The organism is Methylogaea oryzae, from assembly GCF_019669985.1.
Taxonomy (GTDB): Bacteria; Pseudomonadota; Gammaproteobacteria; order Methylococcales; family Methylococcaceae; genus Methylogaea; species Methylogaea oryzae.
The window spans coordinates 2018634-2044500 of record NZ_AP019782.1; the positions used below are offsets into that span (position 1 = coordinate 2018634).

General features: G+C 61.0%; 22 protein-coding genes and 3 tRNA genes. 7 read left to right on the forward strand and 18 right to left on the reverse strand.

The features are described from left to right. Positions 1 to 46: 46 nt before the first annotated feature. Together K5607_RS09050 and K5607_RS09055 are read right to left on the reverse strand one after the other, a co-directional pair. Positions 47 to 1015, reverse strand: a complete 969-nt coding sequence (locus K5607_RS09050) for a FecR family protein (RefSeq protein WP_221046829.1) — start codon at positions 1013 to 1015, stop codon at positions 47 to 49. Positions 1016 to 1085: 70 nt separating this feature from the next. Continuing rightward, a complete protein-coding gene (locus K5607_RS09055) occupies positions 1086 to 1598 on the reverse strand; it encodes an RNA polymerase sigma factor (protein ID WP_082411782.1) in 513 nt (170 codons plus the stop codon). Positions 1599 to 2302: 704 nt separating this feature from the next. Here K5607_RS09055 and K5607_RS09060 point away from each other — a divergent pair. From K5607_RS09060 to odhB, 3 genes are all read left to right on the forward strand, one after another. Beyond that, on the forward strand, positions 2303 to 2656 hold the full coding sequence (locus tag K5607_RS09060) for a hypothetical protein (RefSeq protein WP_221046830.1): 354 nt from the start codon (positions 2303 to 2305) through the stop codon (positions 2654 to 2656). Positions 2657 to 2805: 149 nt separating this feature from the next. Continuing rightward, positions 2806 to 3276, forward strand: a complete 471-nt coding sequence (locus K5607_RS09065) for a CreA family protein (protein WP_054774810.1) — start codon at positions 2806 to 2808, stop codon at positions 3274 to 3276. A gap of 116 nt (positions 3277 to 3392) precedes the next feature. Further along, positions 3393 to 4625 (forward strand): 2-oxoglutarate dehydrogenase complex dihydrolipoyllysine-residue succinyltransferase, encoded by a 1233-nt coding sequence (gene odhB / locus K5607_RS09070; RefSeq protein ID WP_221046831.1) that lies wholly within the window; start codon positions 3393 to 3395, stop codon positions 4623 to 4625. 81 nt (positions 4626 to 4706) lie between these two features. Here odhB and K5607_RS09075 read toward each other — a convergent pair whose 3' ends face one another. From K5607_RS09075 to dusA, 12 genes are all read right to left on the reverse strand, one after another. Next, a complete protein-coding gene (locus K5607_RS09075; RefSeq protein ID WP_082411400.1) occupies positions 4707 to 6587 on the reverse strand; it encodes a SurA N-terminal domain-containing protein in 1881 nt (626 codons plus the stop codon). A 112-nt stretch (positions 6588 to 6699) separates the two neighbouring features. Next, positions 6700 to 6776: transfer RNA gene (locus K5607_RS09080), tRNA-Asp, on the reverse strand. A 10-nt stretch (positions 6777 to 6786) separates the two neighbouring features. Then, positions 6787 to 6862 (reverse strand) — tRNA-Val (locus K5607_RS09085). A gap of 14 nt (positions 6863 to 6876) precedes the next feature. Beyond that, positions 6877 to 7149, reverse strand: a complete 273-nt coding sequence (locus K5607_RS09090; protein WP_054773073.1) for an HU family DNA-binding protein — start codon at positions 7147 to 7149, stop codon at positions 6877 to 6879. Between the two features lie 186 nt (positions 7150 to 7335). Further along, the gene (gene lon, locus K5607_RS09095) at positions 7336 to 9750 is read right to left on the reverse strand and encodes an endopeptidase La (protein ID WP_221046832.1); all 2415 of its coding nucleotides are present in this window, start codon (positions 9748 to 9750) and stop codon (positions 7336 to 7338) included. Positions 9751 to 9900: 150 nt separating this feature from the next. Beyond that, a complete protein-coding gene (gene clpX, locus K5607_RS09100; protein ID WP_054773070.1) occupies positions 9901 to 11178 on the reverse strand; it encodes an ATP-dependent Clp protease ATP-binding subunit ClpX in 1278 nt (425 codons plus the stop codon). A 52-nt stretch (positions 11179 to 11230) separates the two neighbouring features. Next, the gene (clpP, locus tag K5607_RS09105) at positions 11231 to 11872 is read right to left on the reverse strand and encodes an ATP-dependent Clp endopeptidase proteolytic subunit ClpP (RefSeq protein ID WP_054773069.1); all 642 of its coding nucleotides are present in this window, start codon (positions 11870 to 11872) and stop codon (positions 11231 to 11233) included. Between the two features lie 28 nt (positions 11873 to 11900). Then, a complete protein-coding gene (gene tig, locus K5607_RS09110) occupies positions 11901 to 13220 on the reverse strand; it encodes a trigger factor (protein ID WP_054773068.1) in 1320 nt (439 codons plus the stop codon). A 134-nt stretch (positions 13221 to 13354) separates the two neighbouring features. After that, positions 13355 to 13439 (reverse strand) — tRNA-Leu (locus tag K5607_RS09115). 69 nt (positions 13440 to 13508) lie between these two features. Further along, entirely contained in the window at positions 13509 to 14525 is a 1017-nt protein-coding gene (gene hemH, locus K5607_RS09120; RefSeq protein ID WP_221046833.1) for a ferrochelatase, read from the reverse strand. Positions 14526 to 14535: 10 nt separating this feature from the next. Further along, positions 14536 to 15105 (reverse strand): GTP cyclohydrolase I FolE, encoded by a 570-nt coding sequence (gene folE, locus K5607_RS09125; RefSeq protein WP_082411399.1) that lies wholly within the window; start codon positions 15103 to 15105, stop codon positions 14536 to 14538. 10 nt (positions 15106 to 15115) lie between these two features. Next, on the reverse strand, positions 15116 to 16177 hold the full coding sequence (gene dusA, locus K5607_RS09130; protein WP_221046834.1) for a tRNA dihydrouridine(20/20a) synthase DusA: 1062 nt from the start codon (positions 16175 to 16177) through the stop codon (positions 15116 to 15118). A 109-nt stretch (positions 16178 to 16286) separates the two neighbouring features. On the opposite strand from dusA, the gene K5607_RS09135 reads away from it, so the two are divergent. After that, the gene (locus K5607_RS09135; protein ID WP_221046835.1) at positions 16287 to 16778 is read left to right on the forward strand and encodes a CYTH domain-containing protein; all 492 of its coding nucleotides are present in this window, start codon (positions 16287 to 16289) and stop codon (positions 16776 to 16778) included. A 28-nt stretch (positions 16779 to 16806) separates the two neighbouring features. Here K5607_RS09135 and K5607_RS09140 read toward each other — a convergent pair whose 3' ends face one another. Continuing rightward, a complete protein-coding gene (locus K5607_RS09140; protein ID WP_221046836.1) occupies positions 16807 to 17724 on the reverse strand; it encodes a GGDEF domain-containing response regulator in 918 nt (305 codons plus the stop codon). A 1-nt stretch (position 17725) separates the two neighbouring features. Further along, positions 17726 to 20614: an ATP-binding protein gene (locus K5607_RS09145; RefSeq protein ID WP_221046837.1), complete on the reverse strand. Its 2889-nt coding sequence runs from the start codon at positions 20612 to 20614 to the stop codon at positions 17726 to 17728. A gap of 724 nt (positions 20615 to 21338) precedes the next feature. Between K5607_RS09145 and K5607_RS09150 the strand changes: the two genes are divergently transcribed. The 3 genes from K5607_RS09150 to K5607_RS09160 are packed head-to-tail and all read left to right on the forward strand — an operon-like array spanning position 21339 to position 24503. After that, positions 21339 to 21593 carry an OadG family protein gene (locus K5607_RS09150; RefSeq protein WP_054773213.1) on the forward strand — a complete coding sequence of 85 codons (255 nt, stop codon included), beginning with the start codon at positions 21339 to 21341 and terminating at the stop codon, positions 21591 to 21593. Positions 21594 to 21613: 20 nt separating this feature from the next. Further along, positions 21614 to 23371, forward strand: a complete 1758-nt coding sequence (gene oadA / locus K5607_RS09155; RefSeq protein ID WP_054773212.1) for a sodium-extruding oxaloacetate decarboxylase subunit alpha — start codon at positions 21614 to 21616, stop codon at positions 23369 to 23371. Positions 23372 to 23375: 4 nt separating this feature from the next. Then, on the forward strand, positions 23376 to 24503 hold the full coding sequence (locus tag K5607_RS09160) for a sodium ion-translocating decarboxylase subunit beta (protein WP_221046838.1): 1128 nt from the start codon (positions 23376 to 23378) through the stop codon (positions 24501 to 24503). Positions 24504 to 24604: 101 nt separating this feature from the next. On the opposite strand, the gene K5607_RS09165 is transcribed toward K5607_RS09160, so the two are convergent. Both K5607_RS09165 and K5607_RS09170 read right to left on the reverse strand, forming a co-directional pair. After that, entirely contained in the window at positions 24605 to 25009 is a 405-nt protein-coding gene (locus tag K5607_RS09165) for a ClpXP protease specificity-enhancing factor (RefSeq protein WP_054773211.1), read from the reverse strand. Between the two features lie 2 nt (positions 25010 to 25011). After that, positions 25012 to 25629: a glutathione S-transferase N-terminal domain-containing protein gene (locus K5607_RS09170; protein ID WP_246598809.1), complete on the reverse strand. Its 618-nt coding sequence runs from the start codon at positions 25627 to 25629 to the stop codon at positions 25012 to 25014. Positions 25630 to 25867 lie beyond the last annotated feature (238 nt).

Below are 25867 nucleotides of genomic sequence, written 5' to 3' on the forward strand. Positions count from 1 at the left end.
GTCTACCCATACAGACGGACCAGGTTCACAAATCCACGTGGGTCATTTACCGCACCAGCGCCACATAGGACGAAACGAAGGCTACACGGGCCGGCGTGGTTTCGCCCAGGGCGCGCAGCGCCCGGTCGATGTCGTCGACGGAGAACACGCCGCTGACGCGGTAATCGGCCAGTTTTTCATTGAGCAACAGCACCCGGCCGGGACGGTAACGGTCGATTTGCGCCAGGGCCGCGCGCAGCGGGGTGTTGTCGAAGATGACGTAGCCGTCGCGCCAGGCGGCGAGGTTTTCCACCGGCGCGGCCTTGTCCACGCGCAGCGCAGCGCCCTGCCGATAGCTGCCGAGCTGATGATGGGACAGCAGCGCCTGTCCTCCCGCCTCCATGCTCACGGTCCCTTCCAGCACCGCCACGTCCAAGCCGTCGCCGGTTTCGCGCACCAAAAATTCGGTGCCGACGGCGCGGGCGCTGCCATGGTCGCTGGCGACGACGAAAGGCCGCCCGGCGTCCTTGGCCACCTTGAAGGAGGCTTCCCCGGACAACAGGCGGATATCGCGCCGATTTTCGCTGAACTCCACCCGCAGGGCTGTGGCGGTATTGAGCGTTACGGTGGAGCCGTCCTCCAAGGACACCGTCAGCATTTGGCCGGTTCCCGTCGAATAATCGGCCAGCCAGCGCGCCGGCGGGTAAATCGCCAGCCCCCAGGCCAGGGCAACGGCGGCGGCGACGGCGCTCCACCGCTTTGACGGAAGGCGGCGACGGGGGAACGCGCGTCCGGCCGAGGCCGATTCCTGAGGCAAGGGCCGCGAACCGGGTATCGCCTGCTCGCAGAGCGAATCCATGCCTTGCCAGAGCGCTTCCGCTTCCCGCCAGGCATTTTCGTGCCCGGCGGAGCGCGCCCGCCACCGCTCCAAGGACAACCGCTCGCCCGGCGCCATGTCGCCCGAATGCAGACGTACCAGCCACGCGACGGCTTCATCCCGCAGACGGGCGGATTCGGAATCGGGGCGCAGGGGCATGTCGGTTCGCGGGGTTAAGCGCAGGTTTGGGGCGTTACAGAATAGACGGCCGCAGGGCGGAAAACCACGCCTAGCCCCTAGGCAGACGACGGACGCAGTGCCGCAAGGCGCGGGCGAGATTGTCCTCCACCGTGCGCACGGAAATGCCCAGCCGCTCGGCGATGTCCTTGTGCTTCCGTCCCTCGAATCGGTTCAAATAAAAAATACGCTGGCACAACGGCGACAACTCCGCCAACGCGGCCGCCACGGAGTCCAACTGTTCCTCGGCCATAACGACGGTTTCGGCGCTACGGCAATCGGGCAAGTTCGCCAGCAACTCTTCCGCCTCCTCGCCGGTCGCGCCGCTCCGCACGCCGGCGGAACGGTAGTGGTCGTTGAGCAGATTCATGGCAATACGGAACAAATAGCCGCGCAGGTTGCCGATAGCCGACAAATCTTCGCTGTCATGCAGCCTGAGAAACGCTTCCTGGGACAGGTCGGCCGCGGTGTCGCGGCAGCGCAGCCGGGCGAACAGCAGCCCCTCCAGTTCGTCGTGACTGTCGATATAAAGTTGTTGCAGCACGTTTTGGCGGTAAAAAGCCATGGGCGATTAACTGGCGCTGTTGACGGTGTGTTGATGAGGTGTTGAAAACCGGCCATTGGATACGGCCGCCGCCGGGACGGCAGCGCGGACACCGCCGGCGTTGCGCCAGCGAGCAGGCAACTTTCCTGCCATTCAGCCGCCATTCCGCCCGCGCCGCGGGTTGCCGGCGCACACGGCGCCGCCTCCCCTCCCCTCGCTCGTGCGTCATATGCCGCAATGGCGGGGCATTTGGCGGCCTTTGATAGGCGTTGCGGTTTTCCCGGAGGACCGAGGCGCGCCCTTAAACCCGGCGAGGTATGCCAAAAAAAACCTCCCCGAAGGGAGGTGCGAAGGGAGAGCTCTCCAAGAATGACGAATTCCGACATTTGCGCCGGCTTCCATAACTAAGACGTAGGAGGCGGGAAAATCCCCACGTCGCGCCGCAAAAAAATCCGTCCACGCGCCGCCGCTCGGGGCTCGGCGCGTCAGACCTAGGCGCTTCCGTCAAATGCCCTCGCCGATGCGCGTTTTCCCATAAGGGGCGGTCGCCGCCCACCAATGCGCCTTTTCCGCTCGCGTCGAAAACGCCCGCTCGGCGCGGCTTGCGGCCGATGCGATCGATAGTCTCGGTTTCTGGCCTGTTTATTGCTCAGCCAAGCTCGAGCAATGCTTTCCCTCTTTAGCTTGCTCATTTCCGATCAACTAAGTTTTAGGAGTTCACAATCATGCTGATGGGTGCACTTGCCATCTTCACTGTCGTCGCCGCCATGGGCTTGTCCATGGTTCTCGGCGTATTGCGGGGCCGCGCCGTGGATGGCCGCTATGCCATGATCCACGGTGCGGCGGCCCTTGCAGGATCGGCATTGGTGATCATGGCGGCCCTGGCCGGAGACGCGCGCCTGTATATCAACATCGCCATGGCGGTGGTCATCATCGGCCTGGGCTTGCTGATGGGAATGGCCGCGAGGAAAGGCAAGCGGCCGCCGAAGGTGGTCGTGGTCGCCCACGTCGGCCTCGCCGTGGCCTGCTACAGCGTATTGGCGTTTTTCACGCTGATTCCCACCGCCGAGCTGTTCTAAGCGCCTCCGCCCTTCCGACAACAACCGGAAGGGCCGCGCCGGGGCGGCCGCGAGCTCCCCGGCGTACTTCCTTGCACAAGCTTCGCGCTTGCATCAATGCGGCTCTAGCGCTTCAATGGCGCCTTGCCCACCATTACCGATATTCCTCCATGAAACTCGCCAAACAACGCCTGCGGCTTTGCGCCGCGCTGGCGCTCGCCGCAGGCGGCGCCAATGCCGAAGAAGTCGGCTGCGTCACCACCGCCTGGAAAATGATCGGCGCCAACCACAAAGTCTGCGTCGACGCTTTCGAGGACCCGAAAATCCCCGGAGTGACCTGCCACATCAGTCAAGCCAGAACCGGGGGGATTTCCGGCGGCCTGGGCTTGGCGGAAGATCCATCCCAATTCTCCCTCTCCTGCCGCCAAACCGGCCCCATCGCGCTGCCGGCGCAACTTCCCAAGGACGAAACCGTCTTCTCCGAAGACACCTCGTTGCTATTCAAGGCCACCAAAATCGTCCGGCTGTGGGACGCCAAGCACAACACCCTGGTTTACCTCGCCATCAGCCGCAAAGTCATCGAAGGCGCCCCGGTCAACAGCGTGTCGACGGTACCGGTCATGCGTTGGACCCAACCCTAGGAGCCGGGAAGCCATCGGCGGCCGGGGAACAGGCTTTGCCGCGTCGGGGAAGACCGTATAATGCGCTGGGCGCGCAGTCAGCGCAGGATTAGCCATCACTTGGGCCGAGTCGAACCATGCCGAATCAAACACTGGAAGTACGCGTACCGAATTTGCCGGAGTCCGTGAGCGATGCCACCGTCGCCCTGTGGCACAAACAACCCGGCGACGCGGTGACGAAAAACGAAAATCTGCTGGATTTGGAAACCGACAAGGTGGTGCTGGAAGTTCCGGCGCCGGCCGATGGCGTATTGGGCGAACACAGCAGCCACGCGGGCCAGCGGGTCAAAGCGGGCGATCTGTTGGCGCTGATTTTGACCGACGCAGCCGCCGCGAAAACGGCGCGGCCGCCGACGGAGCCCCCGGCACCCAAGTCGGAATCCAGCGCGCCCGCGGCGGTGGCCAGCCCCTCCGTGCGGCGGCTGTTGGCGGAAAACAACCTGGACGCGGCGCAAATAGCCGGCACCGGCAAGGACGGCCGGCTGACCAAGGAAGACGTAACGAGTTATTTGGCCGAGAAATCCGCCAAACCCGCGCCGTCGGAAAGACGCCCGTTGGAGGACGACGCGGGATTCGCCGCCGTCGCCGCAGCGCCCCCGGCCAACGGCCATCGCACCGAACAGCGCGTGCCCATGACCCGCCTGCGCGCCCGCATCGCCGAGCGGCTGCTGGAAGCCCAGCACAGCACGGCCACGCTGACGACCTTCAATGAGGTGGACTTGCGCCGCATCATGGATTTGCGCGCCCAATACAACGCCCGCTTCGAGAAGGAGCACGGCATCAAGTTGGGCATCATGTCCTTCTTCGTCAAAGCCGCGGTGGAAGCCCTCAAGCGCTTCCCCGCCGCCAACGCGACCATCGACGGCGAAGACATCATTTATCACAACTACTACGACATCGGCATCGCCGTCTCCACCAATCGCGGATTGGTCGTGCCCATACTGCGCGATGCCGACCGGATGATTTTCGCCAACATCGAAAAGAACATCGCCGAATTCGCACAAAAGTCCCGCGAGGGACGCTTAAGCATGGACGATTTGAAAGGCGGCACTTTCACCATCACCAACGGCGGCATATTCGGCTCCTTGCTGTCCACGCCCATCCTCAACCCGCCGCAAAGCACCATACTCGGCATGCACGCCATCAAGGAGCGGCCTATCGCCGAGGACGGCCAAGTAGTCATACGGCCCATGATGTACCTAGCGCTGTCCTACGACCACCGTTTGGTGGACGGCCGCGAAGCGGTTCAGTTCCTGTTCACCATCAAAGAGCTGCTGGAAGATCCGGCGCGGCTGCTGCTGCACTTGTAACCGTCGCCTTGCTCCCCAAAAGAAAAGGCCGGCTGACGCGCTAGACGCCAGCCGGCCTTTTCGCTGAAGAAGGAAGCCCCTCTATTCCTTATTGGCGGTGATGTGCACGTCGCCGTCTTCACGCAACTGCTGCATCAGGCTGGCGTACTCCGCTTGGCCCTTGGATCGACTCAACAGATCGCGCACTTTGGCCTTTTCTTGGGCGTCAACCGCCGCCGCGTCGCCGTCGGTCACTTCGAGCAAGTGCACGACCACCTGCTCGCCGCTCGCCAAGGAAGTGAGCAACTTGCCAGTCTGATTCCCGGCCGGCCGGGCCATATGGAACGTCGCCGTCACCAGTTCCGGAGAAACCTGAGTGTCGTCGCGACCGAACGGCTTGGGCTTCTCCACCGCCAAACCGTCGCTTTTGGCGGCATCGGCCAAGGAAGCGCCTTGCTGGAAACGCTCGAATAGCGCCTTGGCCTTGGCCTTGGCGGCGGATTCGGCGGCTTCATGGCGCAGGTGCGCTTCGATTTGCGGACGGACTTCGTCCAATGGCCGCAACGACGACACGACGTGTTTCTTGACGCGCAGCACCACCACGTTGCCCGACGCCAACTCGACGGCTTCGCTATTGTGGCCGTCCAATACGTCCTGGCTGAAAGCGGCGTTGCGCAACGCGGGATCGGCCGCAACGCCCGCCCCCTCGTCACGGGTGAACAGCGCCGTTTCCTGCAGCTTGGCGCCCACCGCTTCGGCCGCCGGCTCCAGGCTATCCGAGTGCTCGAACCCGACTTGGCTGAGCTTTTCCCCCAGCTCGTAGAACCTCTTTTCCGCTGCGTTACGCTGATAAGTCTGGCGCAATTCCTCTTTCACCTCGTCAAACCCCCTGGACTTCCCAGCGGTCAACTCGGTCAACTTGATCAGATGGTAACCAAACGAGGTTTTCACCGGTTCGGATACTTCACCGGCCTTGAGCTTAAACGCCGCATCCTCGAAATTTTTGTCCATCTGGCCCTTGGCGATCACGCCCAGATCGCCGCCTTTAGCCGCGGACAATTTGTCGTCCGACAGTTCCTTAGCCACGCTGGCGAAATCGGCGCCTTTGCCCAACCGCTCGGCCGCCTGCTTGGCCTTGCCCAGCGCTGCGGCATAAGCGTCGTCCTTGGCGCCCGGTTCGACGCTAAACAGCATATGGCTGACCTTGCGGCGCTCCTGAGTAGTAAAGCTGGCTTTTTGCTCTTCGTAATAGGCCTTCAGTTCGTCGTCATTCACTTGAACTTGGCGGGCGACTTGATCCAGGCTCAGTTCCACGTACTGGACGGAAACGCGTTCGGGAGTCTGGTACTGAGCCTCGTGGGATCGATAGTGCTGCTCAATCGCCTGCGCCGTCGGTGCAGCGCCTTCTTTCGCAACGGGAACCAGCACGTATTCGGCCGTTCGCTTTTGATTTTTCAACCGGAGAAATTGATCTACTTCGTGCGGAGTGGCGAAAGCGGTGCGGGCAATAGCGTGCTGAAGCTGATCCATGGCGACCGCCATGCGGATTTGCGCGGCGAAACCGGCGGCACTCGCCCCCTGGGCCGACATGGAAAGCTTGTATTTTTCCTTGTCGAACTTTCCGTCGGTCTGGAAATAAGGCAAAGATTGAATCACGTCGCGCAGCGCATCGTCTCCCAGGCCCATGCGCAGGCGTTGGACTTCGTCGTGCAGCAACGTTTCATGGATCAGGCGTTCCAGCGCTTGCTGGCGGATAACCTTCTCGTCCTGCTCGCCGAATCCGACCAGGTTCGAAAGATCCTGTTCGGCCACTCGGCTCACATCCCGTTCGAAAAGTTCCTTATCGCCCACCGAAGCCACCGGCTTTTCCTTACCCACATCCATGTAGTTCTGGATGCCCCATAAGGCGAAAGGCACGGCGATGGAAATCAGTATTACCCATGCCATGATGCCATGAGCACGGTCGCGGATAGTCTGCAGCATAGGCTTACGACCCGATAGAATTCTTAATTATTGTAATCACCCTGCCTTTCCGGCAGGCTCGTAGGCAAACAAAAACCCCGGCACCGTGTGGCAGCGGGGTTCTTATAATTAGTGGCGGAGTGGACGGGACTTGAACCCGCGACCCCCGGCGTGACAGGCCGGTATTCTAACCAACTGAACTACCACTCCAAAACCTAACTGGTGGGTGCTGCAGGGATCGAACCTGCGACCCTCGCCTTGTAAGGGCGATGCTCTCCCAGCTGAGCTAAGCACCCTAGCTAAGATTCAACTATTTTACACAGTCTTTCAGAACTTTGCCAGCCTTAAATGTCGGTACGCTGGCCGCCTTGATGGTGATGGTTTCACCGGTCTGCGGATTACGGCCCTGGCGCGCAGCGCGTTCCTTAACGGCAAAAGTACCGAAGCCCACCAGAGAAACGCTGTCCCCGCTCTTCAACGCAGCCGTAATAGCATCGAGCACGCCGTCCAAAGCACGAGCCGCATCGGCTTTCGTCAGGTCGGCCGTCTTAGCCACTGCGTCGATAAGTTCCGCTTTATTCATCAAATCCCCCTGTTTCTATAATTGACGGTTGGTTGTTTTCCGCTGGATTCGCACACCGGCAGTCATGCTATGCAGGGAATCCTGCGGAATTTATAGCAGTCGGTCAAAAGCCCGTCAAGCCAGTAACTGCAAGGCTTGCGGGCCATCTGCCTGGGTCGTGAGGCCATTCACAAGATTGAAGTGCCTTTAGTGGGTCAGCACCGCGTTTCCCGCCTTGGCCGCGCCCTGCTCCTGCGCCGCCGGAATCGCCGTATCCCTCGGCTCGGGCAAGTACTCCAACGCCACCTTCAGGACTTCGTCTATCCAGCGTACGGGCAAGATTTCCAAATCTTGCAGCACATTTTTCGGAATTTCTGCCAAGTCCTTCGCATTTTCCTGCGGAATCAACACGGTACGAATGCCGCCGCGGTGCGCCGCCAGCAGTTTTTCCTTGAGTCCCCCAATGGGCAACACGTCGCCACGCAGGGTGATCTCGCCGGTCATGGCGACGTCGGCTCTAACGGGAATTTGCGTCAGCGCCGATACCAGGGCGGTGCACATGCCGATGCCGGCGCTGGGGCCGTCTTTCGGCGTGGCGCCTTCCGGCACGTGGATGTGCACGTCCAGCGTCTGATAGAAATCCGCCGCGACCCCCAATTGAGCGGCACGGCTGCGCACCACCGTAACCGCGGCTTGTATCGATTCCTTCATGACATCGCCCAACTTGCCCGTGGACAAGTGAGTGCCCTTGCCCGGCATGATCGCCGCTTCGATGGTCAAAAGCTCGCCGCCCACCTCGGTCCACGCCAAGCCATTGACCAAGCCGACCTGGTTGCTTTCCTCGGCCTGGCCATAACGGAATTTCCGCACGCCCAGGTACTGTTCGAGGTTGCGCCCGGACACGGAAACCTTCTTGCCTCCCTTCTTTAGCAAGAGGCCTTTCACGACTTTCCGGCAAACCTTGGCGATCTCGCGCTCCAGGCTACGTACTCCCGCCTCGCGGGTGTAATAGCGAATGATGTCGCGCACGGCGGCCTCGGTAATCTGTATTTCCGTGGGCTTCAAACCGTTTTGCTTGATTTGCTTGGGCACCAGGTATTGCAAGGCAATGCTGGTCTTTTCATCCTCCGTGTAACCGGCCAAGCGGATGATTTCCATGCGGTCCAGCAGCGGCGCGGGAATATCCAGCGTATTGGCCGTGGCGATGAACATCACGTCCGACAGATCGAAATCCACTTCCAGGTAGTGATCACTGAAAGTGTGGTTCTGCTCCGGATCCAGCACCTCCAACAACGCCGAGGCGGGATCTCCGCGGAAATCCATGGACATCTTGTCGATTTCGTCCAGGACGAACACCGGATTGCGGGTCTTGACCTTGGAAAGATTTTGCAGAATCTTGCCCGGCAGCGAACCGATGTAGGTACGACGGTGGCCGCGGATTTCCGCTTCGTCGCGCACGCCGCCCAGCGCCATGCGAGTGTATTTGCGGTTGGTGGCGCGGGCGATGGACTGCCCCAGGGAGGTCTTGCCCACGCCGGGCGGCCCCACCAGGCACAAAATCGGGCCCTTCATGGTCTTAACCCGCTGCTGTACCGCCAAATATTCCAGAATCCGTTCTTTGACTTTCTCCAAGCCGTAGTGCTCGGAATCCAACACCTGTTCGGCGCGTTTCAAATCCTTGCTGACCTTGGTGCGCTGTTTCCACGGCACGCCCACGATCCAATCGATGTAATTCCGCACCACGGTGGCTTCCGCCGACATGGGCGACATCAATTTCAGCTTGTGCATTTCCGCGTCGGCCTTCTTGCGCGCCTCGGCCGGCATGCCCGCGTTTTCGATTTTTTTCTGCAGCTCTTCCAGTTCGTTGGGGACGTCGTCCATCTCCCCCAGTTCTTTCTGGATCGCCTTCATCTGCTCGTTGAGATAGTACTCGCGCTGATTTTTTTCCATTTGCTGCTTGACGCGGCCGCGGATGCGCTTTTCCATCTCCAATATGTCGACCTCCCCTTCCATGAAGGTCATGAGCTTTTCCAAGCGAACGGCGATATCGCTCATTTCCAGGATGAGCTGCTTGTCCTCGACTTTCAGCGACATGTGGGCGGCGATGGTGTCCGCCAAGCGGCCCGCATCGTCGATGCCAGCCAAAGAGTTGAGCACTTCGGGCGGAATCCGCTTATTGAGCTTCACATACTGGTCGAAGGTGGCGACCGCCGTGCGCATGAGCACGTCCAGCTCCTGCTCACCGACGTTCACCTCTTCGTGCAGCAAATCGATGATCGCTTCGAAGTAGTTCTGGATCGGCCGCAACTCGACGATACGGGTGCGGCGCGAACCCTCCACCAACACCTTCACCGTGCCGTCGGGCAGCTTGAGCAACTGCAGCACATTGGCCAGAGTGCCCACCCGATAGAGGTCGCCGGCTTCCGGATCGTCCAGCTCCGAGTCCTTTTGCGCCACCAGCAGGATTTGCTTGTTTTCCCGCATGGCCGCATCCAAGGCATGGATGGACTTTTCTCGACCGACGAAAAGCGGAATTACCATGTGCGGGTAAACCACCACGTCGCGCAACGGCAATACCGGAACCGCCATATCGGCGGTCGTGGCTAGGGATTCGTCTTGCATAATTAGGATCCGGGCAACGTTAGAGGACGGTACCAATCAATATGGAGTCGGCTGAACTCGATTGCAAGCCGCCAAAAACCCGCCGTTGGCCGATGAGCGAATCGCCGAGGAGTTGCTCACCGACCGACAGTTAAAGACAAGGCCGAGGCCTCACTCGCCGGACAGCTTTTGCTGCTTTTCGGCGGTTTCGTAGATTAGATAGGGTTTGGATTCGCCCTTGATGACGGAGGAGTCCACCACCACCTTGGAAATATCCTCGGCCGACGGCAGTTCGTACATCAGGTCCATCAGCGTGTTTTCCAGGATGCTGCGCAAGCCGCGAGCGCCGGTCTTGCGTTCCAACGCTTTCTTGGCCACGGCTTCCAGGGCGTCCTCGCGGATATCCAGCTCGCAACCTTCCATTTCGAACAAGCGATGGTACTGCTTGACCAAGGCGTTCTTCGGTTCCGTAAGGATGCGCACCAGCGACGCCTCGTCCAACTCTTCCAGCGTCGCCAGCACCGGCAACCGGCCGACGAACTCGGGAATCAGGCCGTATTTGATCAGGTCTTCCGCCTCTACGTCCGCCAGCGTTTCGCCCACGCTGCGCTTATCGTCCTTGCTGGACACCTCGGCGGAGAAACCGATGCCGCCCTTTTCCGAACGGGCGCGGATCACCTTGTCCAAGCCGGCGAATGCGCCGCCGCAGATGAACAGAATATTGGCGGTATTGACCTGCAAAAATTCCTGTTGCGGATGCTTGCGTCCGCCTTGGGGCGGCACCGAGGCCACCGTGCCTTCGATGAGCTTGAGCAGCGCTTGCTGCACGCCTTCGCCGGACACGTCGCGGGTGATGGAGGGATTGTCCGACTTACGGGAAATCTTGTCGATTTCGTCGATGTAGACGATGCCCTGCTCCGCCTTCTCCACGTCGTAATCGCACTTTTGCAGGATCTTCTGGATGATGTTTTCCACGTCCTCGCCCACGTAACCGGCTTCGGTCAGCGTGGTGGCGTCGGCGATGGTGAACGGGACATCCAGCACCCGCGCCAGGGTTTCCGCCAGCAACGTTTTGCCGGAGCCCGTCGGGCCGATCAGCAGGATATTGCTCTTGGCGATTTCGATGTCGTTTTTCTTACGGTGAACCTTTAAACGCTTGTAGTGGTTGTAAACCGCCACCGACAAGGTTTTTTTGGCCCGCTCCTGGCCGATGACGTGCTCGTCGAGCACCGCCTTGATTTCCTTCGGCTTGGGCAGATTGTTGACGCTTTCAGCGGACTTTTCGTTCAACTCCTCGCGGATGATGTCGTTGCACAACTCCACGCACTCGTCGCACACGTACACCGCCGGGCCGGCGATCAGCTTGCGTACCTCGTGCTGACTCTTCCCGCAGAAAGAGCAGTACAGGAGCTTGCTGCTGCCGCTTTTTCCCATCTTATCGTCGCTCATTCTCTAAAAATCCTCGCTTGGGGAAACGCCGCGTCAAGACGCCGCCGTGGGCTTACGCGCTTTGCACCGCTTCGCGCTTGGACAGCACTTTGTCAATTAAACCATAGGCCACAGCGTCTTCACCACCCATAAAATTGTCGCGGTCGGTGTCCTGCTGTATGCGCTCGATAGGCTGTCCGGTGTGATGCGCCAAGATGCGATTGAGCCTCTCGCGCACGGCCAAAATCTCCCTGGCATGGATATCGATGTCGCTGGCCTGGCCTTGGAATCCGCCCAGCGGTTGGTGAATCATGACGCGGGAATGCGGCAAGCAATAACGCTTGCCCGCAGCGCCGCCGGCCAGCAGCAACGCCCCCATGCTGGCCGCCTGGCCGATACAGAGCGTGCTCACGTCCGGCTTGATGAACTGCATGGTGTCGTAAATGGCCAAGCCGGCCGTCACGAGGCCGCCGGGGGAGTTGATGTAAAGGTGGATATCTTTGTCCGGATTTTCCGACTCCAGGAACAGCAGCTGCGCCACGATCAAGTTGGCGCTATGGTCTTCAACCGGCCCTACCAGGAAGATCACCCGCTCCTTCAAGAGGCGCGAATAGATGTCATAGGCCCGCTCGCCGCGCGCGCTTTGCTCAATGACCATGGGAACCAGGCCGGTAGCCTGCGGAGCCATGGAGGCGCTGTTGTCGATTCCGTACATGGATGTCACCTTTTGGGTTAGTGCTGATTTATACCGCAGCGTGTTCGCTGGCGTTTACTTTCATCAACTCGTCGAACGGGATGTTTTCCGGCGTCACTTTGGCCTTGGACATCACCAATTCCACCGCCTGGTCTTCCAGTACACGGTGCTCGACTTCGCGCAGGCGCTCCGGCTTGGCGTAATACCACTGAATCGCCGCCTCCGGCTGCTGATAGCTGTGGCCGATGCTTTCCACCAAGGCACGCACCCTGGCGGAATCCACCCGCAGTTCGTTGCGCTTGATGACTTCGCCCAGAATCAAGCCCAACGCCACGCGACGACGCGCCGATTGTTCCAGCCGGGGACGCATGCCCTCTTCATCGAACGGCTGTTGGCGTTGCTGGGCGGATTGGCGATAGGGCGCCATCATTTGCTCGATTTCGTCGGCCACCAGCGCTTCCGGCAATAGTATGGGATTGGCGTTGTACAGCGCGTCCATCACCGAATTCCGCTGCCGTCCCTGAATCACGCGCTCCATTTCGCGTTCCATGTTTTCGCGCACGTCGCGGCGGAATGCCTCGATATCGCCATTCTCGATGCCATAGGCTTTGGCGAACTCCGCGTCCACTTCCGGCAAGCGGGACTCCTCCACCTTCAACAGGTCCACGCGGAACTGCGCGGTCTTGCCGGCCAGCGGCGCATGGCCGTAATCGGCCGGGAAAGTCATATCGAATTCCAGGTGATCGCCCGCCGATTTGCCTTCGAGTTGCTTTTCGAAATCGCCGAGCAGCTGCTTGCTGCCCAATACGGCGACGAAGTTTTCCGTCACCCCATTGGTGAAATTGACGCCGCCCTCGCTGCCTTCGAAATTGAGGGTAACGCGGTCTCCCTGCTGCGCGGCGCGGTCGGTCACCTGCCACGTTTTACGCTGCTCGCGCAAACGCTGCACCATGGCGTCCAGGTCCTTGTCGGCGATTTCCGACACGGGATTTTTGACGGCGAGATTCTCCAACGGGGCCAAATTCACTTCGGGATACACCTCGAACTCGGCGTCGTAAGCCAACCCCTGGCCTTCGGCCGTGCTCTTCGGCGTAATGCGGGGCATGCCGGCCGGACGCAACTGCTGGCCCTTGAGCGCCTCCTGGAAGCTGGAATACACCATATCGCTCATCACTTCTTCCCGCACCCTGGCGCCGAAACGCTTAACCACGACGGCCTGGGGCGCCTTGCCGGGACGGAAGCCGTCGATACGCGCATCGCGCGCCACCGACTTGAGACGCGCAGCGACTTTTTCCTGAATGAGCTCTTCCGGAACTTCGACGGTCAGCTTGCGGCCCAACTCGGACGTGGTTTGCACGGATACTTGCATGGTTCTACCTCGAATTTTTACTCGTGGAAACGGAATAGGGAAAAGCCGCTAGGGCGCGGCAGCGCGCAGCGATACATGCTGCTCGAAAGACGTTGCAAATCGGCTGGGAACAATCGGACTTGCCTGAGAGATGATGGTGCGAACGGAGAGACTCGAACTCTCACGGGTTACCCCACTGGAACCTAAATCCAGCGCGTCTACCAGTTCCGCCACGTTCGCACGAAATAAAAAAATTATATCGAAAAGCGCCGGATTTGTCCGGCAATAATTGGGCCAGACGCTGATAACTCAAGCGTCGCCGGCACTTTCGAGGAAGGGCCGAAACAATTCGGCCATCAAATCGACGTGGACCGATTCGGCATTCAACGCGGGCACGTATTGATATGTCTCGCCGCCGGCGTCAAGGAACACTTGACGGTTCTCGTGAGCGATCTCGTCCAGCGTTTCCAAGCAATCCACGGCGAAGCCGGGACACACCATGTCCACTGCGCGAACGCCCCGTTTCGGCAGCTCGGCCAAATATTCGACGCAATAAGGCTTGAGCCATTCGTTGCGACCGAAGCGGGACTGGAAAGCCAGCCCCCACTGATCGCTGGCCAACCCCAACGACTGCGCCACCAGCACCGCGGTCCGGTGGCACTGGTCGTGGTACGGATCGCCCTCGCGCCGCGAGGCCTCCGGCAAGCCATGGAAGGAAAACAACAGAAAGCCGCTATCGCCGTGCTTGGCGCGGAAGGACGCGATACTGGCGGCCACCGCTTCGATGTATGCCGGGTGATCGTGGTAATCGCCCAACAGGACCACCGGCGGAACGTATCGCCAACGGCTCAGCTCCGCGCCGACGGCGTCGTACACCGTCGCCGTGCTGGGGGACGCGTACTGAGGATACAGCGGCAACACAACCAGCCGTTCCGCGCCGGCTTCGCGCAATTGAGCCAAGCCGTCGGCGATGGACGGCGTACCGTAACGCATGGCGACTTCGACCGCCGCGCCGTTCGGGCCGAGGCGACGCCCCAGAGCGGCCCCCAGCGCCAACGAGTGGGCCATCAAGGGAGAGCCCCGCTCGGTCCAAATGCGTTTGTAAGCTTGCGCCGAGCGCCCGCCCCGCAACGGCAGCACGGCCAGATTCAGAATCAACCACCAAATCCAGCGAGGAATCTCCACCATGCGCGGATCCCACAGGAACTCGCGCAAATAACGCCTTACGGCTCGGGGAGTCGCCGCATCGGGCGTACCCAAGTTCACCAGCAGCAGCCCCACCTTGCCCCGAGGCTGATGGCCGGGCAGAAAACGTCGCAACGCCATGGACTTGCGGTTAACGGTTAATGAGGTTCAGGAACTCGGAGCGGGTGCTGATTTCCTTGCGGAAAATGCCCAGCATGGTCGAGGTCGTCATCACCGAGTTTTGCTTTTCCACGCCGCGCATCATCATGCATAAATGCTTGGCTTCGATCACCACCGCCACGCCGCGGGGACTCACCGCATTCTGGATGGCGTCGGCGATTTCCTTGGTGAGCCGCTCCTGTATCTGCAAGCGGCGGGCATACATATCGACCACGCGGGCGATTTTCGACAACCCGAGAACCTTGCCCTGCGGAATATAGGCCACATGGCACTTGCCGATGAAAGGCAGCAAATGATGCTCGCACAAGGAATACAGCTCGATGTCCTTGACGATCACCATGTCCTCGGTGTCGGCCTCGAAGATCGCGTCGTTGAGCACCTCGTCCAAGGTCTGGCCGTAGCCCCGATTGAGAAAATGAAACGCCGCGGCGGCGCGCTTGGGCGTATCGCGCAAACCTTCACGCTGCACGTCTTCGCCGATTTGTTCGATGATTTGGGAAAAAAGCTTTTCCATGGGCTGTTCGCTTAATTGTCTAGCGATTCAGTATACATTAGCCTGTCGGCTCGTGTCTTTGTTCAGCTGCCGCTAAGGCGACGGCATCCAGCGCATCCAACAAAACCCGTTCATCGGCGCCCGGCCGCACGCCGAAGGTGCTGATATGACGGCGCCAAGCGCGGCCGCCCGGCTGGCCGTGGAACAACCCTAGCAAGTGGCGAGCGATTTGCTGAAAACGCAGCCCGCACGACAATCGCATAGCCACGTAAGGCAACAACCGGTGCACCACCTCGGCGCGGCTGGGAGCCGGATGGCGATCGCCATACAAACGACCATCGGCCTCGGCCAGCAAATAAGGATCGTGGTAGGCCGCGCGGCCGATCATGACGCCGTCCACCCGCTGCAAATGGGCCTCGGCCTGATCCAGGTCCACGACGCCGCCATTGAGGATGAACTCCAGTCCGGGAAAGGCCTGCTTCAAAGCCCAAACCCGCTCGTACTGCAGCGGCGGAATCTCCCTGTTCTGCTTGGGCGACAGGCCTTGCAGCCAAGCCTTGCGGGCATGAACGATAAACGTGCGGCACCCCGCCTGCGCCACTGTCTCGACGAAGCGGTGCAGTTGCTCGAAAGAATCCTGCTCATCCACGCCGATGCGGGTCTTCACCGTTACCGGCAGCGACACCGCAGCGGCCATGGCCTGGATGCATTCCGCCACCAATTCGGGCTCCAGCATCAAACAAGCGCCGAATCGGCCTTTGCTGACGCGGGGGCTGGGGCAGCCCACATTGAGATTGATTTCGTCGTAACCGAAGTCCGCCCCCAGCACCGCGCCTTGCGCCAGCAGGCGGGGGTCGCTGCCGCCCAATTGCAACGCCACCGGCCCCTCCAGCGCATCGAAGGCCAGCAAGCGCGACGGATCACCGTGATGCAAAGCCGCGGCGGTGATCATCTCCGTGTACAACAGAGTGTGGCGGGTCAACAGCCGGGCGAAATAACGATAATCCCGGTCGGTCCAATCGAGCATCGGAGCCACGGATAAGCGCCGGTCCAATATTTTGTCGCCGCCCTGCGGCGGGAGCGGACGGCGCACCGCCTGCTCGCTGATCGCTTCAAGCATAAATCCGACTACCGCCTGGGTGGGATAAGCGCCGAAACCCGCCGTAGCCGAGGGGATGGCGCGCAATTACAATGACATCCATCGCCGATATTTGTCACAACGGGTTCGTATGGCTATCGAAATCGAAAAAAAATTCCTGCTCGCCGATGAGCGCTGGCGCGCCGAGGTCACGGAGTCGGCGCCCATGCGGCAAGGCTACTTGAACCGCGAACAGCGCTGCTCCGTGCGGGTGCGCACCAGCGGCAAGCAGGCTTGGCTCAACATCAAAAGCGCCACCATCGGCGCGCAACGCCAGGAGTTCGAATACGAAATCCCCCTGGAAGACGCCGACTGCATGCTCGACACCCTCAGCCACCAGCCCCTCATCGAGAAAGTGCGCCATTACGTTCCCTACCAAGGGCATTTGTGGGAAATCGACGAATTCGCCGGAGACAACGCCGGGTTAATCGTGGCGGAAATCGAGCTGAGCCACCCGGACGAACACTTCGCCCGGCCCGACTGGTTGGGACAGGAAGTCACCATGGACGTGCGCTATTACAACACCAGCCTGTCCCGCCATCCTTATCGCAACTGGGAGGACGGCAAGGAAGGCTTGGCTTGAAAACGGCGGGGCGCCGCCGTTCCGTTCGTTAATCCGGCCCGCACACCCGATTACGGCCGCCGCCCTTGGCGCGGTAAAGCATGCGATCCGCCATGTCGACCAAGCTCTGTCTGGCGACCTCTGGGCAGGCGACCACCGCCGCATAGCCGACGCTAACCGTCACCACGTCCGCCGCTTTCGAACAAGCGTGCTCGATGCGCAAATCGGCCACATTGGCGCGAAACCGCTGCGCCACGTCCCGTGCGCCGGCCAAATCGGCACCGGGCAATACCGCCGCGAACTCCTCGCCGCCGTAACGCGCCACGAAGTCGCCCGGCCGCAACAGGGTGGAAACCAAGGCGTTACTCACCTGCCGCAGGCATTGATCGCCAAGGCCGTGGCCGTAATGGTCGTTGTACTGCTTGAAATGATCGACATCCACCAAGGCCACAGCCAACCAGGAACCAGTCCGCTGCGCCCGCCGCCATTCGATCTCGAAAATTTCGTTGAAGTGGCGACGATTGGGAATGCCGGTGAGGTCGTCGCGCATCACCAGCGATTCCAGCAGCTCGGCCTTCAGCTTGAGATTGACATGGGTGCGCACCCGCGCCAAAACCACCGGCGTATAAAACGGCTTGACGATGTAATCCACCGCCCCCAAGGCGAAGCCCCTGGCCATTTCCTCGCCGGTGTTCTTCGCCGTGACGAAAATCACCGGTACGTTTTTCGACTTGGCGTCCTCCTTCAAGCGCCGGCAGACCTCGTAGCCGTCCATTTCCGGCATCATGATGTCCAACAGAATCAAGTCGGGCTGGTCTTCCTCCACGGCCAAACGCAGCGCCAACGCGCCGTTGGACGCGACCTTGACGCGGAACTCGGAACGCAGCGCCTCCCCGAGCACCTGAATATTCAGGGGCGAGTCGTCGACGATGAGCACCAAGGGCTTTTTCGCTTGTAAGTCTTCCATGTTATGAATCGCCGAATTTTACCGGGTGGATAAGGCAGGCTTGAGCTAAATCGTCCAACAATCGACTCGCATGAACGTAGTCGCAATTTTCCACTGCGGAAACCAAGTCGTCCAGCACAACGCCGTCGATGGAGGAAGAAAGCGCCTGGCGCAAGCTGCGTATCATATCTTGAGAAACGTATTCGCTGTTCTCCAACCGCAGGCGCAATTCTTCGATCAGCTGGATCGACCGCCCTGGCAGCTCGTCGGCGGCTGGGCCGGGCGGCAACAGCGGCGAGGCCGCCGGGACGGCGGCCTCGGGTACCGCCGGCGAGCTGGCGCGCGCCGCCCCCAGCCATTTCGCCATCACTTCCAACAGCTGCCCAGGATTGAACGGTTTAGCCACATGATCGTTCATGCCCGCCGCCAGACAGGCCTCGCGGTCTTGGGTCATGGCCGCCGCCGTGATGGCGATAATCGGCATGTCGCCGCCCTTCGGCAACGCCCGTATCGCCCTGGTGGCGTCGAAACCGTCCATTTCCGGCATGTGCAGGTCCATCAGCACGATATCGAACGTTTCCCGCTGCACGCTTTCCAACGCCTCGCGGCCGTTTTCGACCACCGTCGCAGCCAGTCCGCAACGGTTGAGGTACTCGAGCACCACCACTTGATTGACCGGATTGTCTTCCGCCAGCAAAACCCTGGCGCCGGCCAGCGATGCCGCGCGTTGACGATAATCCGCGGGCAAGGCCTCCCGCGACTCCGGCAGGGCGGGCTGCAACAAGACGCTGAATGTGAAGACGCTACCCACCCCCGGCGCGCTTTCCACCTGGATATCGCCGCCCATCAAACGCACCAGGTTCTTGCAGATGCTCAAACCCAGGCCGGTGCCGCCGTACCGGCGCGTGATGGTGCCGTCGGCCTGGGTGAACGGCTGGAACAATCGCTCGAGCTGCTCCCGGTCCATGCCGATGCCGGTATCGCTGACGGAGCAGCGCAATCTCGCCAAGGCCCCTTCCCGGCCCTCTTGCCAAAAACGCACCGTCACCCCGCCGTGATCGGTGAACTTCAACGCGTTACCGACGAGATTGTTCAAAACCTGCCCCAGGCGCAGCATGTCGCCGCTCACCCGGGTCGGCGTGTTCGGCGCCACTTCGAGCCGCAACCACAACTGCTTGCGCTCGGCGGTCAAGCCGAATAAGCCGGACACTTTTTGCAACAACTCATCCAGGCCGAAATCGGTGGATTCCAACGCCATGCTGCCGGCTTCGATCTTGGAGAAATCGAGGATGTCGTTCAGCACCCCTAACAGCGCCTGGGCCGAATCGAACACCTTGCTCAGATAATCCCGCTGCAGCGGGGTCAAGTCGGTTTCCAGGGCCAATTGGGTCAACCCCAGAATCCCGTTCATGGGGGTGCGGATTTCATGGCTGACGTTGGACAAAAATGCGGATTTGGCGCGACTCGCCTGCTCCGCCCTTTCCTTCGCCACGATCAACGCCTGTTCCGCCTCCCAGCGGCGCGTCACGTCGTTGAGCGATCCGCTTACGCCGATCACCTCGCCCCGGCAGGCCAGCCGCGGACGCAAGGTTTGCTCCACCCGCAGCACCTGCCCCTGCTTATGCCGATAACGCAACTCCAACACCGCCTTGCCGCGTTCTCCTCGCAGCACCTCGCCGAAGCCCTGCATGGCCTTGGCCCGATCCGCCGCCAACAGATAATCGACGAAGGGACGGCCCAGGCTTTCCTGCAAGCCGTAGCCGCTGATCGCGCTCCAAGCCGGATTGAGAAAGCTCCAGGCGCCCTCCCGGTCCGTCTGGTAAACGGCCTCGGAAATCCCCTCCACCACCGAGCGGTAACGTCCCTCGCTCTGGGCCAAGGCGGCCTCCGCCTCCTGCCTGACGGCGATCTCCCTCGTCAACGTGGCGTTGGCCTCGGTCAGGGCTTGCGTGCGCTCGGCGACCTTGGCCTCGAGGTCCTGATAGGACTTGCGCAACCGCTCCAGCAATTGATTGAAGGCGGCGGCCACCCGCCCCACTTCATCGGCGGCATCCACGTCCAAGTCCCGGGAGGCCAAGTCCTCGACTCCGATGATCGCGTCGGTTTGCGCCGCCAGCGCAGCCAAATTCCTCGTCAAGCCTCGCACCACGCCGCGTCCCAACACCCCGGCCACGGCGATCACGGACAAGCCGAACACGGCGTACCACAAGGTCATGCGCGACAAAGGCTCGAGCACACGGACCCTATCCTGCGCCATGGACACACTCATACCGAGAACGTGCAGCGGCGCGTCCAACAGCAAGGGCCGGCTTTCCGACACGATCCAATCGCTTCCCAAGGACGCGCCGAACAATAGATTTTGCGCCCCGTCGCGCAGTAAAATGCGACTGTTCACATCGGCGGCCATGAGGTGCAGCCACTGGAGCAACTTCAGCCGATAAACCAACGCCCCGGCGACTACGCCGGTGGTCGGAAACACCACCGGCTGCTCGATGACCAAGGCTCCGCCGCCGTCTTCGAACAACAACTCCGCCCTGGCTTGGCCTTGCCGCAACACGTCCGCAAGCGAGCGGAACTTGGCCGGCGAGAATTCCGCCGAGTTGCCGCTCACCGCCAACACGCCGCCCTGGGCGTCGACCAGCGCCAATTCGCCTTCGGACAAACGCACCAAAGAGCTGCCGCGGAGAAAAGGATGCAAAAAACGGTCGGGCTCCTTCGAGTCCGCCAAGGCATGCAACAACAAGGGATTGGACGCCATTTGGCTCAGCACGGCATTGCGCTCGTTCAGCTGCTGCGTGGCCCACGCACGGACGTGGCGCAGGTCGTGGCGCATCTCGGCGGCGATTTGTTCGCGCATCAGTCGATCCATGACCATGAACGACACCAAGCCGATGATTAAGCTGAACCCCATGGTGGGCAGCAAAGTGAACAGCAAAATACGTCGCCGTAGGCTGCGACTTTGCCAGCGAAAGCACCTATGCAAAAAACCGACAGGCCATCTCATGAACGATTCCAGCGTGCGCGAACTGCGGTGATGCGGACGACAGGCGCTCGCCCGCCGTCTGCGGGAACACCTGTCTGCCGAGGCCAAAATCCTGCGTTCCCTGCGGGACGGTAGGATAGGAACTTCCCATCGGCGCGAAACGCGCCCCGCCCGGCGGACTGGCGTCTCGACGGTATAGCGAAGGGCGGCGCCTCATGGGCGAGCGACGCAAAGGGCCAAGCTTATCTCAAGGTGCGAACGGATGACACAGCGAAGCCGCGAAACGCCGCATACCGCCCCGGCGCCTTCGGCCTTCGGCGCCGTATCGGCTTCTTTTTCTAGAAGTTTTTCATCCGCCCTGCCAAACGCGACATACCGGGGCGAAGCCGCCGGCAACGCCGCCCCAACATACCGGCCGCTATCGGTATTGGCAAGCCGCCCCCGGATCACGCCGCGCCCGGACTCCGCTCGTTAACACCTGCCATCGGGGCTTGCAACATTGTTTACCTAGACCTCCCGTAGGATAATGATGGTAAATCGCGCGGGATTCCGCTTGCGCGCCTGCCGGCCCCCAACGCGTCGCTTGCCCGAACGCCGGAGCCGCGGCGCGGATTAACATCAGTGGGTTTTAGCCAACCAAATCGAAGCGACCATGGAACCGTCTATCACAGACCTGCTGCAAAACGGCCTCCAGCTCATGATCGTGGGCATGGGCATCGTATTTCTTTTCCTCGCCTTGCTGGTGGCGGCGGTTACCGCTTTGCCGCGGTTGCTGAGGCGCGTCGCGGGGGAAAAGGCATACGAACAAGTCGCGCCGACTCCGCTCGCAACCAGCGAGCCCGCCATTGATACCGATGTCATGAGCGCCATCCAGACAGCCATCCGGCTTTACGAAACACAGAATTAAAGAAGGAAGGAGTTCTTTACATGGCGAAGCCCCTAGGCATAACCGAGGTCGTGCTGCGCGACGGCCACCAGTCGCTGCTGGCAACACGGTTGCGCATCGAAGACATGCTGCCCATTTGCGCCAAGCTCGACCGCGTCGGCTATTGGTCGCTGGAAACCTGGGGCGGCGCGACCTTCGACGCCTGCATACGCTATTTGGGCGAAGACCCTTGGGAGCGCTTGAGACAGCTCAAAAAGGCCATGCCGAAAACGCCCCAGCAAATGCTGCTGCGCGGTCAAAACCTGCTGGGCTACCGCCACTACGCCGACGACGTGGTGGAAAGTTTCGTGGAACGCTGCGCCCATAACGGCATCGACGTATTCCGCATCTTCGACGCGCTGAACGACCTGCGCAACCTGGACAAAGCCGTCAAGGCCGTCGTCGCCACCGGCAAACACGCCCAAGCCACCATTTCCTATACGGCCAGCCCGGTCCATACTATCGATCTGTACGTGGACCTGGCCCAGCGCATGGAAGACCTGGGCTGCCATTCCATCGCTGTCAAAGACATGGCCGGCTTGCTCAAGCCTTACGAGGCGGAAGAGCTGGTGCGCAAGCTGAAAGCGGCGGTAAAGGTCCCCATTCACCTGCACTGCCACGCCACCACGGGTCTGAGCACCGCCACCATCCTCAAGGCGGTGGAAGCCGGCATCGACAACGTGGACACCGCCATCTCGTCCATGAGCACGACCTACGGCCATACCGCGACGGAAACCGTCGTTGCGGCTTACGAGGGCCTGGAGCGGGATACGGGGCTGGACCTGGTGCTGCTGGAGGAAATCGCCGATTACTTCCGCGAAGTGCGGAAGAAATACGCCAAGTTCGAAGGCTCGCTGAAAGGCGTGGATGCCCGCATCCTGGTGGCGCAAGTGCCGGGTGGCATGTTGACCAATATGGAAAGCCAGCTGCGCGAGCAAGGCGCGCTGGAACGCATGGACGAAGTGCTCAAGGAAATCCCCAAAGTGCGCAAAGACCTCGGCTATATTCCGCTGGTGACGCCAACCTCGCAGATCGTCGGCACCCAAGCCGTCATCAACGTGTTGGCGGGCGAACGCTACAAAACCGTCACCAAGGAAACCGCCGGCGTGCTGAAAGGCGAATACGGCGCCACGCCGGCGCCGGTCAACAAAACCTTGCAAAAGCGCGTGCTGGAAGGCGCCAAACCGATTACCTGTCGCCCGGCCGATCTGCTGGAGCCGGAGCTGCACAAAATCGCCGAAGAATTACGGCAAATGGCCAAGGACAACCATGTCGAACTGGCCGCCGAAGACATCGAAGACGTGTTGATCTACGCCCAATTCGCCCAAGTCGGCTGGCGTTTTCTGCAGAACCGCGGCAACTCCGCCGCCTTCGAGCCGCCGCCCAGCGCCGAGGAAGGCGCCGTCAACCGCGGCCAGCGCGCCTACGACGTAAGCGTCAACGGCAAGGCCTATCACGTGGAAGTGGCGCCCAGCGGCACGCTGAGCAACGTCCATCCCCTCGGCGTCACGCCGAGCGTGACGCTGGCCGCCGCGCCCGCCGCCGGCAACCACGCGGTGAATGCCCCCATGGCCGGCACCGTTTTGAAAGTCGCCGTGTCGCCGGGTCAGCACATCAACGAAAACGACGTGGTGGTCGTCATGGAAGCCATGAAAATGGAAACGGAAGTGCGGACGCGGCAAAGCGGCACGGTGGTTAGCGTCGCCGTCAAGCAGGGCGACAATGTCGCCGCCAACGACATCCTGGTTACCTTGAGCTGACGCAATGGAAGACCTATACCGCATTTGGCAGGATACCGGCCTCTACAATTTCGAGCCAGGCCAAGCCGCGATGCTGGGCGTCGGCTTGCTGCTGATTTATCTGGCCATCCAAAAAGGCTTCGAGCCCCTGCTGCTGCTGCCCATCGGCTTCGGGGCCGTATTGAGCAACATCCCGGTGGCCGGCATCGCCGAAGATGGCGGCATCCTGTATTTCCTCTATGCCGGAATCAAATCCGGCGTGTTCCCGCTGTTGATCTTTCTGGGGCTGGGTTCCATGACGGACTTCGGCCCCATGCTGGCCAACCCCAAGACCCTGCTGCTCGGGGCGGCCGCCCAGTTCGGCATTTTCGGCACACTGTTCGGCGCGCTGGCGCTCAACGCCGTGCCGGGCCTGCACTTCACCTTCAAGGACGCGGCGGCCATCGCCATCATCGGCGGCGCCGACGGACCGACCGCCATTTACGTGGCCTCCCGCCTGGCCCCGGATCTGCTGGGCGCCATCGCCGTGGCCGCCTATTCCTACATGGCCCTGGTGCCGTTGATCCAACCGCCCATCATGCGGGCTTTGACCAGCCGCGAAGAACGGCTTATCGAGATGTCCCAGTTGCGCGTGGTCAGCAAACGGGAAAAGATGGTTTTCCCGGTGGTGCTGATCGTTTTAACGGCCATGCTGCTGCCTTCCGCCGCCCCGCTGATCGGCATGTTCTGCCTGGGGAATTTGATGCGGGAAAGCGGCGTGGTGGACCGGTTGAGCAAGACCGCCCAAAACGAATTGATCAACGTCGTGACGATTTTTCTCGGTCTATCCGTGGGTTCCAAACTCAGCGCTTCGGCGTTTTTGCGTACCGAGACCCTGGGCATCCTGCTGCTAGGCGCCATCGCCTTCAGCATCGGCACCGCCGCGGGCGTATTAATGGCCAAATTGATGAACCGCTTCACCAAAGCGCAGGTAAACCCGCTTATCGGCGCGGCCGGGGTCTCCGCCGTACCCATGTCGGCGCGTGTCGCCAACAAAATCGGGCAAGAAGAAAATCCGCACAACTTCCTGCTAATGCACGCCATGGGGCCCAATGTGGCGGGCGTCATCGGTTCCGCCGTGGCCGCCGGCGTATTGCTGGCCTTGGTGCGGTAGGCGGCGCCCGCCTCCGGCGGGCTCGATAAAGAGAACCCACAAAAAAGGCACTATCACCGATAGTGCCTTTTTTAATCCGCCGGTAGTACGCGCGACGGGGCTTATTTCACTACCGTCAATACCGGCCGCTTCGACTTTGTGGGCTCCTTGGGAGCAGGCTCCGGGGACGTGGGCGACGGCGGCTTGCCGTCCCCTTCTTCCGGCTCGAACACCATACCGCGACCGTTTTCCTTAGCGTAGATCGCCATGGCGGCCGGGACCGGCACCGTCACCGACTGCGGCACGCCGCCGAAACGGGCGTTGAACTCGATGTATTCGTCGCCGAGGGCCAGGTGTTGGGCTGCCTCGGGACGTAAATTCAGGACTATGCTGCCGTCCGGCTGAACGTACTGCTGCGGCACCAAAACGCCTTCGGCCCTGGCGTTGACCATCAAATAAGGCGTACAGCCGTTATGCAGGATCCAATCGTATACCGCACGAATCAGGTACGGACGCAGGGATGTCATGATTATGCCGTCAGGGCCAAGCCGGACCCGGCCAAGTCCCTTTCATCCTCGCTGAGGCTGGCCTGGAAAGAGTCCCGTTCGAAGATACGTTTGGCGTAATTGCGGATGGGCTCCGCTTGCTTCGGCAACTCGATGTGTAAACTGGATAAGCGCCACAGCAAAGGCGCGACGGTGCAATCCACCAGGGTGAATTCGTCGCTGAGAAAATACGGCTTGGCGGCAAACACGGGCATGGCGGCGATGAGATTCTCTCGCAGCGTCTTCTTGGCTTTGACCGCCTGTTTTTCGTCGCCCTTCAGTATTTGATCGTAAAGCGAGTACCAATCCTGCTCGATACGGTAGGTCAGCAAGCGCGAGCGAGCGCGCGAGACGGGATCCATAGGATAAAGCGGCGGATGGGGAAAGCGCTCGTCCAGGTACTCCATGATGATGTCGGCCTGGTACAGCACCAAGTCCCTATCGACGAAAGTAGGCGTGGTGCCGTAAGGATTCAGTTCAAGCAGCTCCTGGGGCGAGTCCGTAATGCTAACGAAGTCGACTTCGGAGCTGATGCCTTTCTCTTGCAGAACGATACGCGCCCGATGGCTGTGTAAACAGCGCGGATAGGAGTAAAGCGTCATGGTCGACTTGCGACTCATTACATTGGCCACGGATCGGAACCTCACTACTGTGATCGTTGAAGGGACGCAAATTTTATCACGATGGCAAGACTAGCTGATTTCCACCCGCTTCGCCGTGCAAGTCGTGTAGTGCGGGAACGCCCGGCACATAGCCCCTACCCCCGCGACTTTACGCCTGCGCGGCAAACACGACTATAGCCAATCGGACAAGGCGGGAGGCAGTGCGACGCCTCCCGCT

Bases quoted from the DNA above. Each gene is read 5' to 3' on its own strand.
- K5607_RS09050 (WP_221046829.1), bottom strand. From the start codon at position 1,015: ATGCCCCTGCGCCCCGATTCCGAATCCGCCCGTCTGCGGGATGAAGCC.
- K5607_RS09055 (WP_082411782.1), bottom strand. From the start codon at position 1,598: ATGGCTTTTTACCGCCAAAACGTGCTGCAACAACTTTATATCGACAGT.
- K5607_RS09060 (WP_221046830.1), top strand. From the start codon at position 2,303: ATGCTGATGGGTGCACTTGCCATCTTCACTGTCGTCGCCGCCATGGGC.
- K5607_RS09065 (WP_054774810.1), top strand. From the start codon at position 2,806: ATGAAACTCGCCAAACAACGCCTGCGGCTTTGCGCCGCGCTGGCGCTC.
- odhB (WP_221046831.1), top strand. From the start codon at position 3,393: ATGCCGAATCAAACACTGGAAGTACGCGTACCGAATTTGCCGGAGTCC.
- K5607_RS09075 (WP_082411400.1), bottom strand. From the start codon at position 6,587: ATGCTGCAGACTATCCGCGACCGTGCTCATGGCATCATGGCATGGGTA.
- K5607_RS09090 (WP_054773073.1), bottom strand. From the start codon at position 7,149: ATGAATAAAGCGGAACTTATCGACGCAGTGGCTAAGACGGCCGACCTG.
- lon (WP_221046832.1), bottom strand. From the start codon at position 9,750: ATGCAAGACGAATCCCTAGCCACGACCGCCGATATGGCGGTTCCGGTA.
- clpX (WP_054773070.1), bottom strand. From the start codon at position 11,178: ATGAGCGACGATAAGATGGGAAAAAGCGGCAGCAGCAAGCTCCTGTAC.
- clpP (WP_054773069.1), bottom strand. From the start codon at position 11,872: ATGTACGGAATCGACAACAGCGCCTCCATGGCTCCGCAGGCTACCGGC.
- tig (WP_054773068.1), bottom strand. From the start codon at position 13,220: ATGCAAGTATCCGTGCAAACCACGTCCGAGTTGGGCCGCAAGCTGACC.
- hemH (WP_221046833.1), bottom strand. From the start codon at position 14,525: ATGGCGTTGCGACGTTTTCTGCCCGGCCATCAGCCTCGGGGCAAGGTG.
- dusA (WP_221046834.1), bottom strand. From the start codon at position 16,177: ATGCTTGAAGCGATCAGCGAGCAGGCGGTGCGCCGTCCGCTCCCGCCG.
- K5607_RS09135 (WP_221046835.1), top strand. From the start codon at position 16,287: ATGGCTATCGAAATCGAAAAAAAATTCCTGCTCGCCGATGAGCGCTGG.
- K5607_RS09140 (WP_221046836.1), bottom strand. From the start codon at position 17,724: ATGGAAGACTTACAAGCGAAAAAGCCCTTGGTGCTCATCGTCGACGAC.
- K5607_RS09145 (WP_221046837.1), bottom strand. From the start codon at position 20,614: ATGGGGTTCAGCTTAATCATCGGCTTGGTGTCGTTCATGGTCATGGAT.
- K5607_RS09150 (WP_054773213.1), top strand. From the start codon at position 21,339: ATGGAACCGTCTATCACAGACCTGCTGCAAAACGGCCTCCAGCTCATG.
- oadA (WP_054773212.1), top strand. From the start codon at position 21,614: ATGGCGAAGCCCCTAGGCATAACCGAGGTCGTGCTGCGCGACGGCCAC.
- K5607_RS09160 (WP_221046838.1), top strand. From the start codon at position 23,376: ATGGAAGACCTATACCGCATTTGGCAGGATACCGGCCTCTACAATTTC.
- K5607_RS09165 (WP_054773211.1), bottom strand. From the start codon at position 25,009: ATGACATCCCTGCGTCCGTACCTGATTCGTGCGGTATACGATTGGATC.
- K5607_RS09170 (WP_246598809.1), bottom strand. From the start codon at position 25,629: ATGACGCTTTACTCCTATCCGCGCTGTTTACACAGCCATCGGGCGCGT.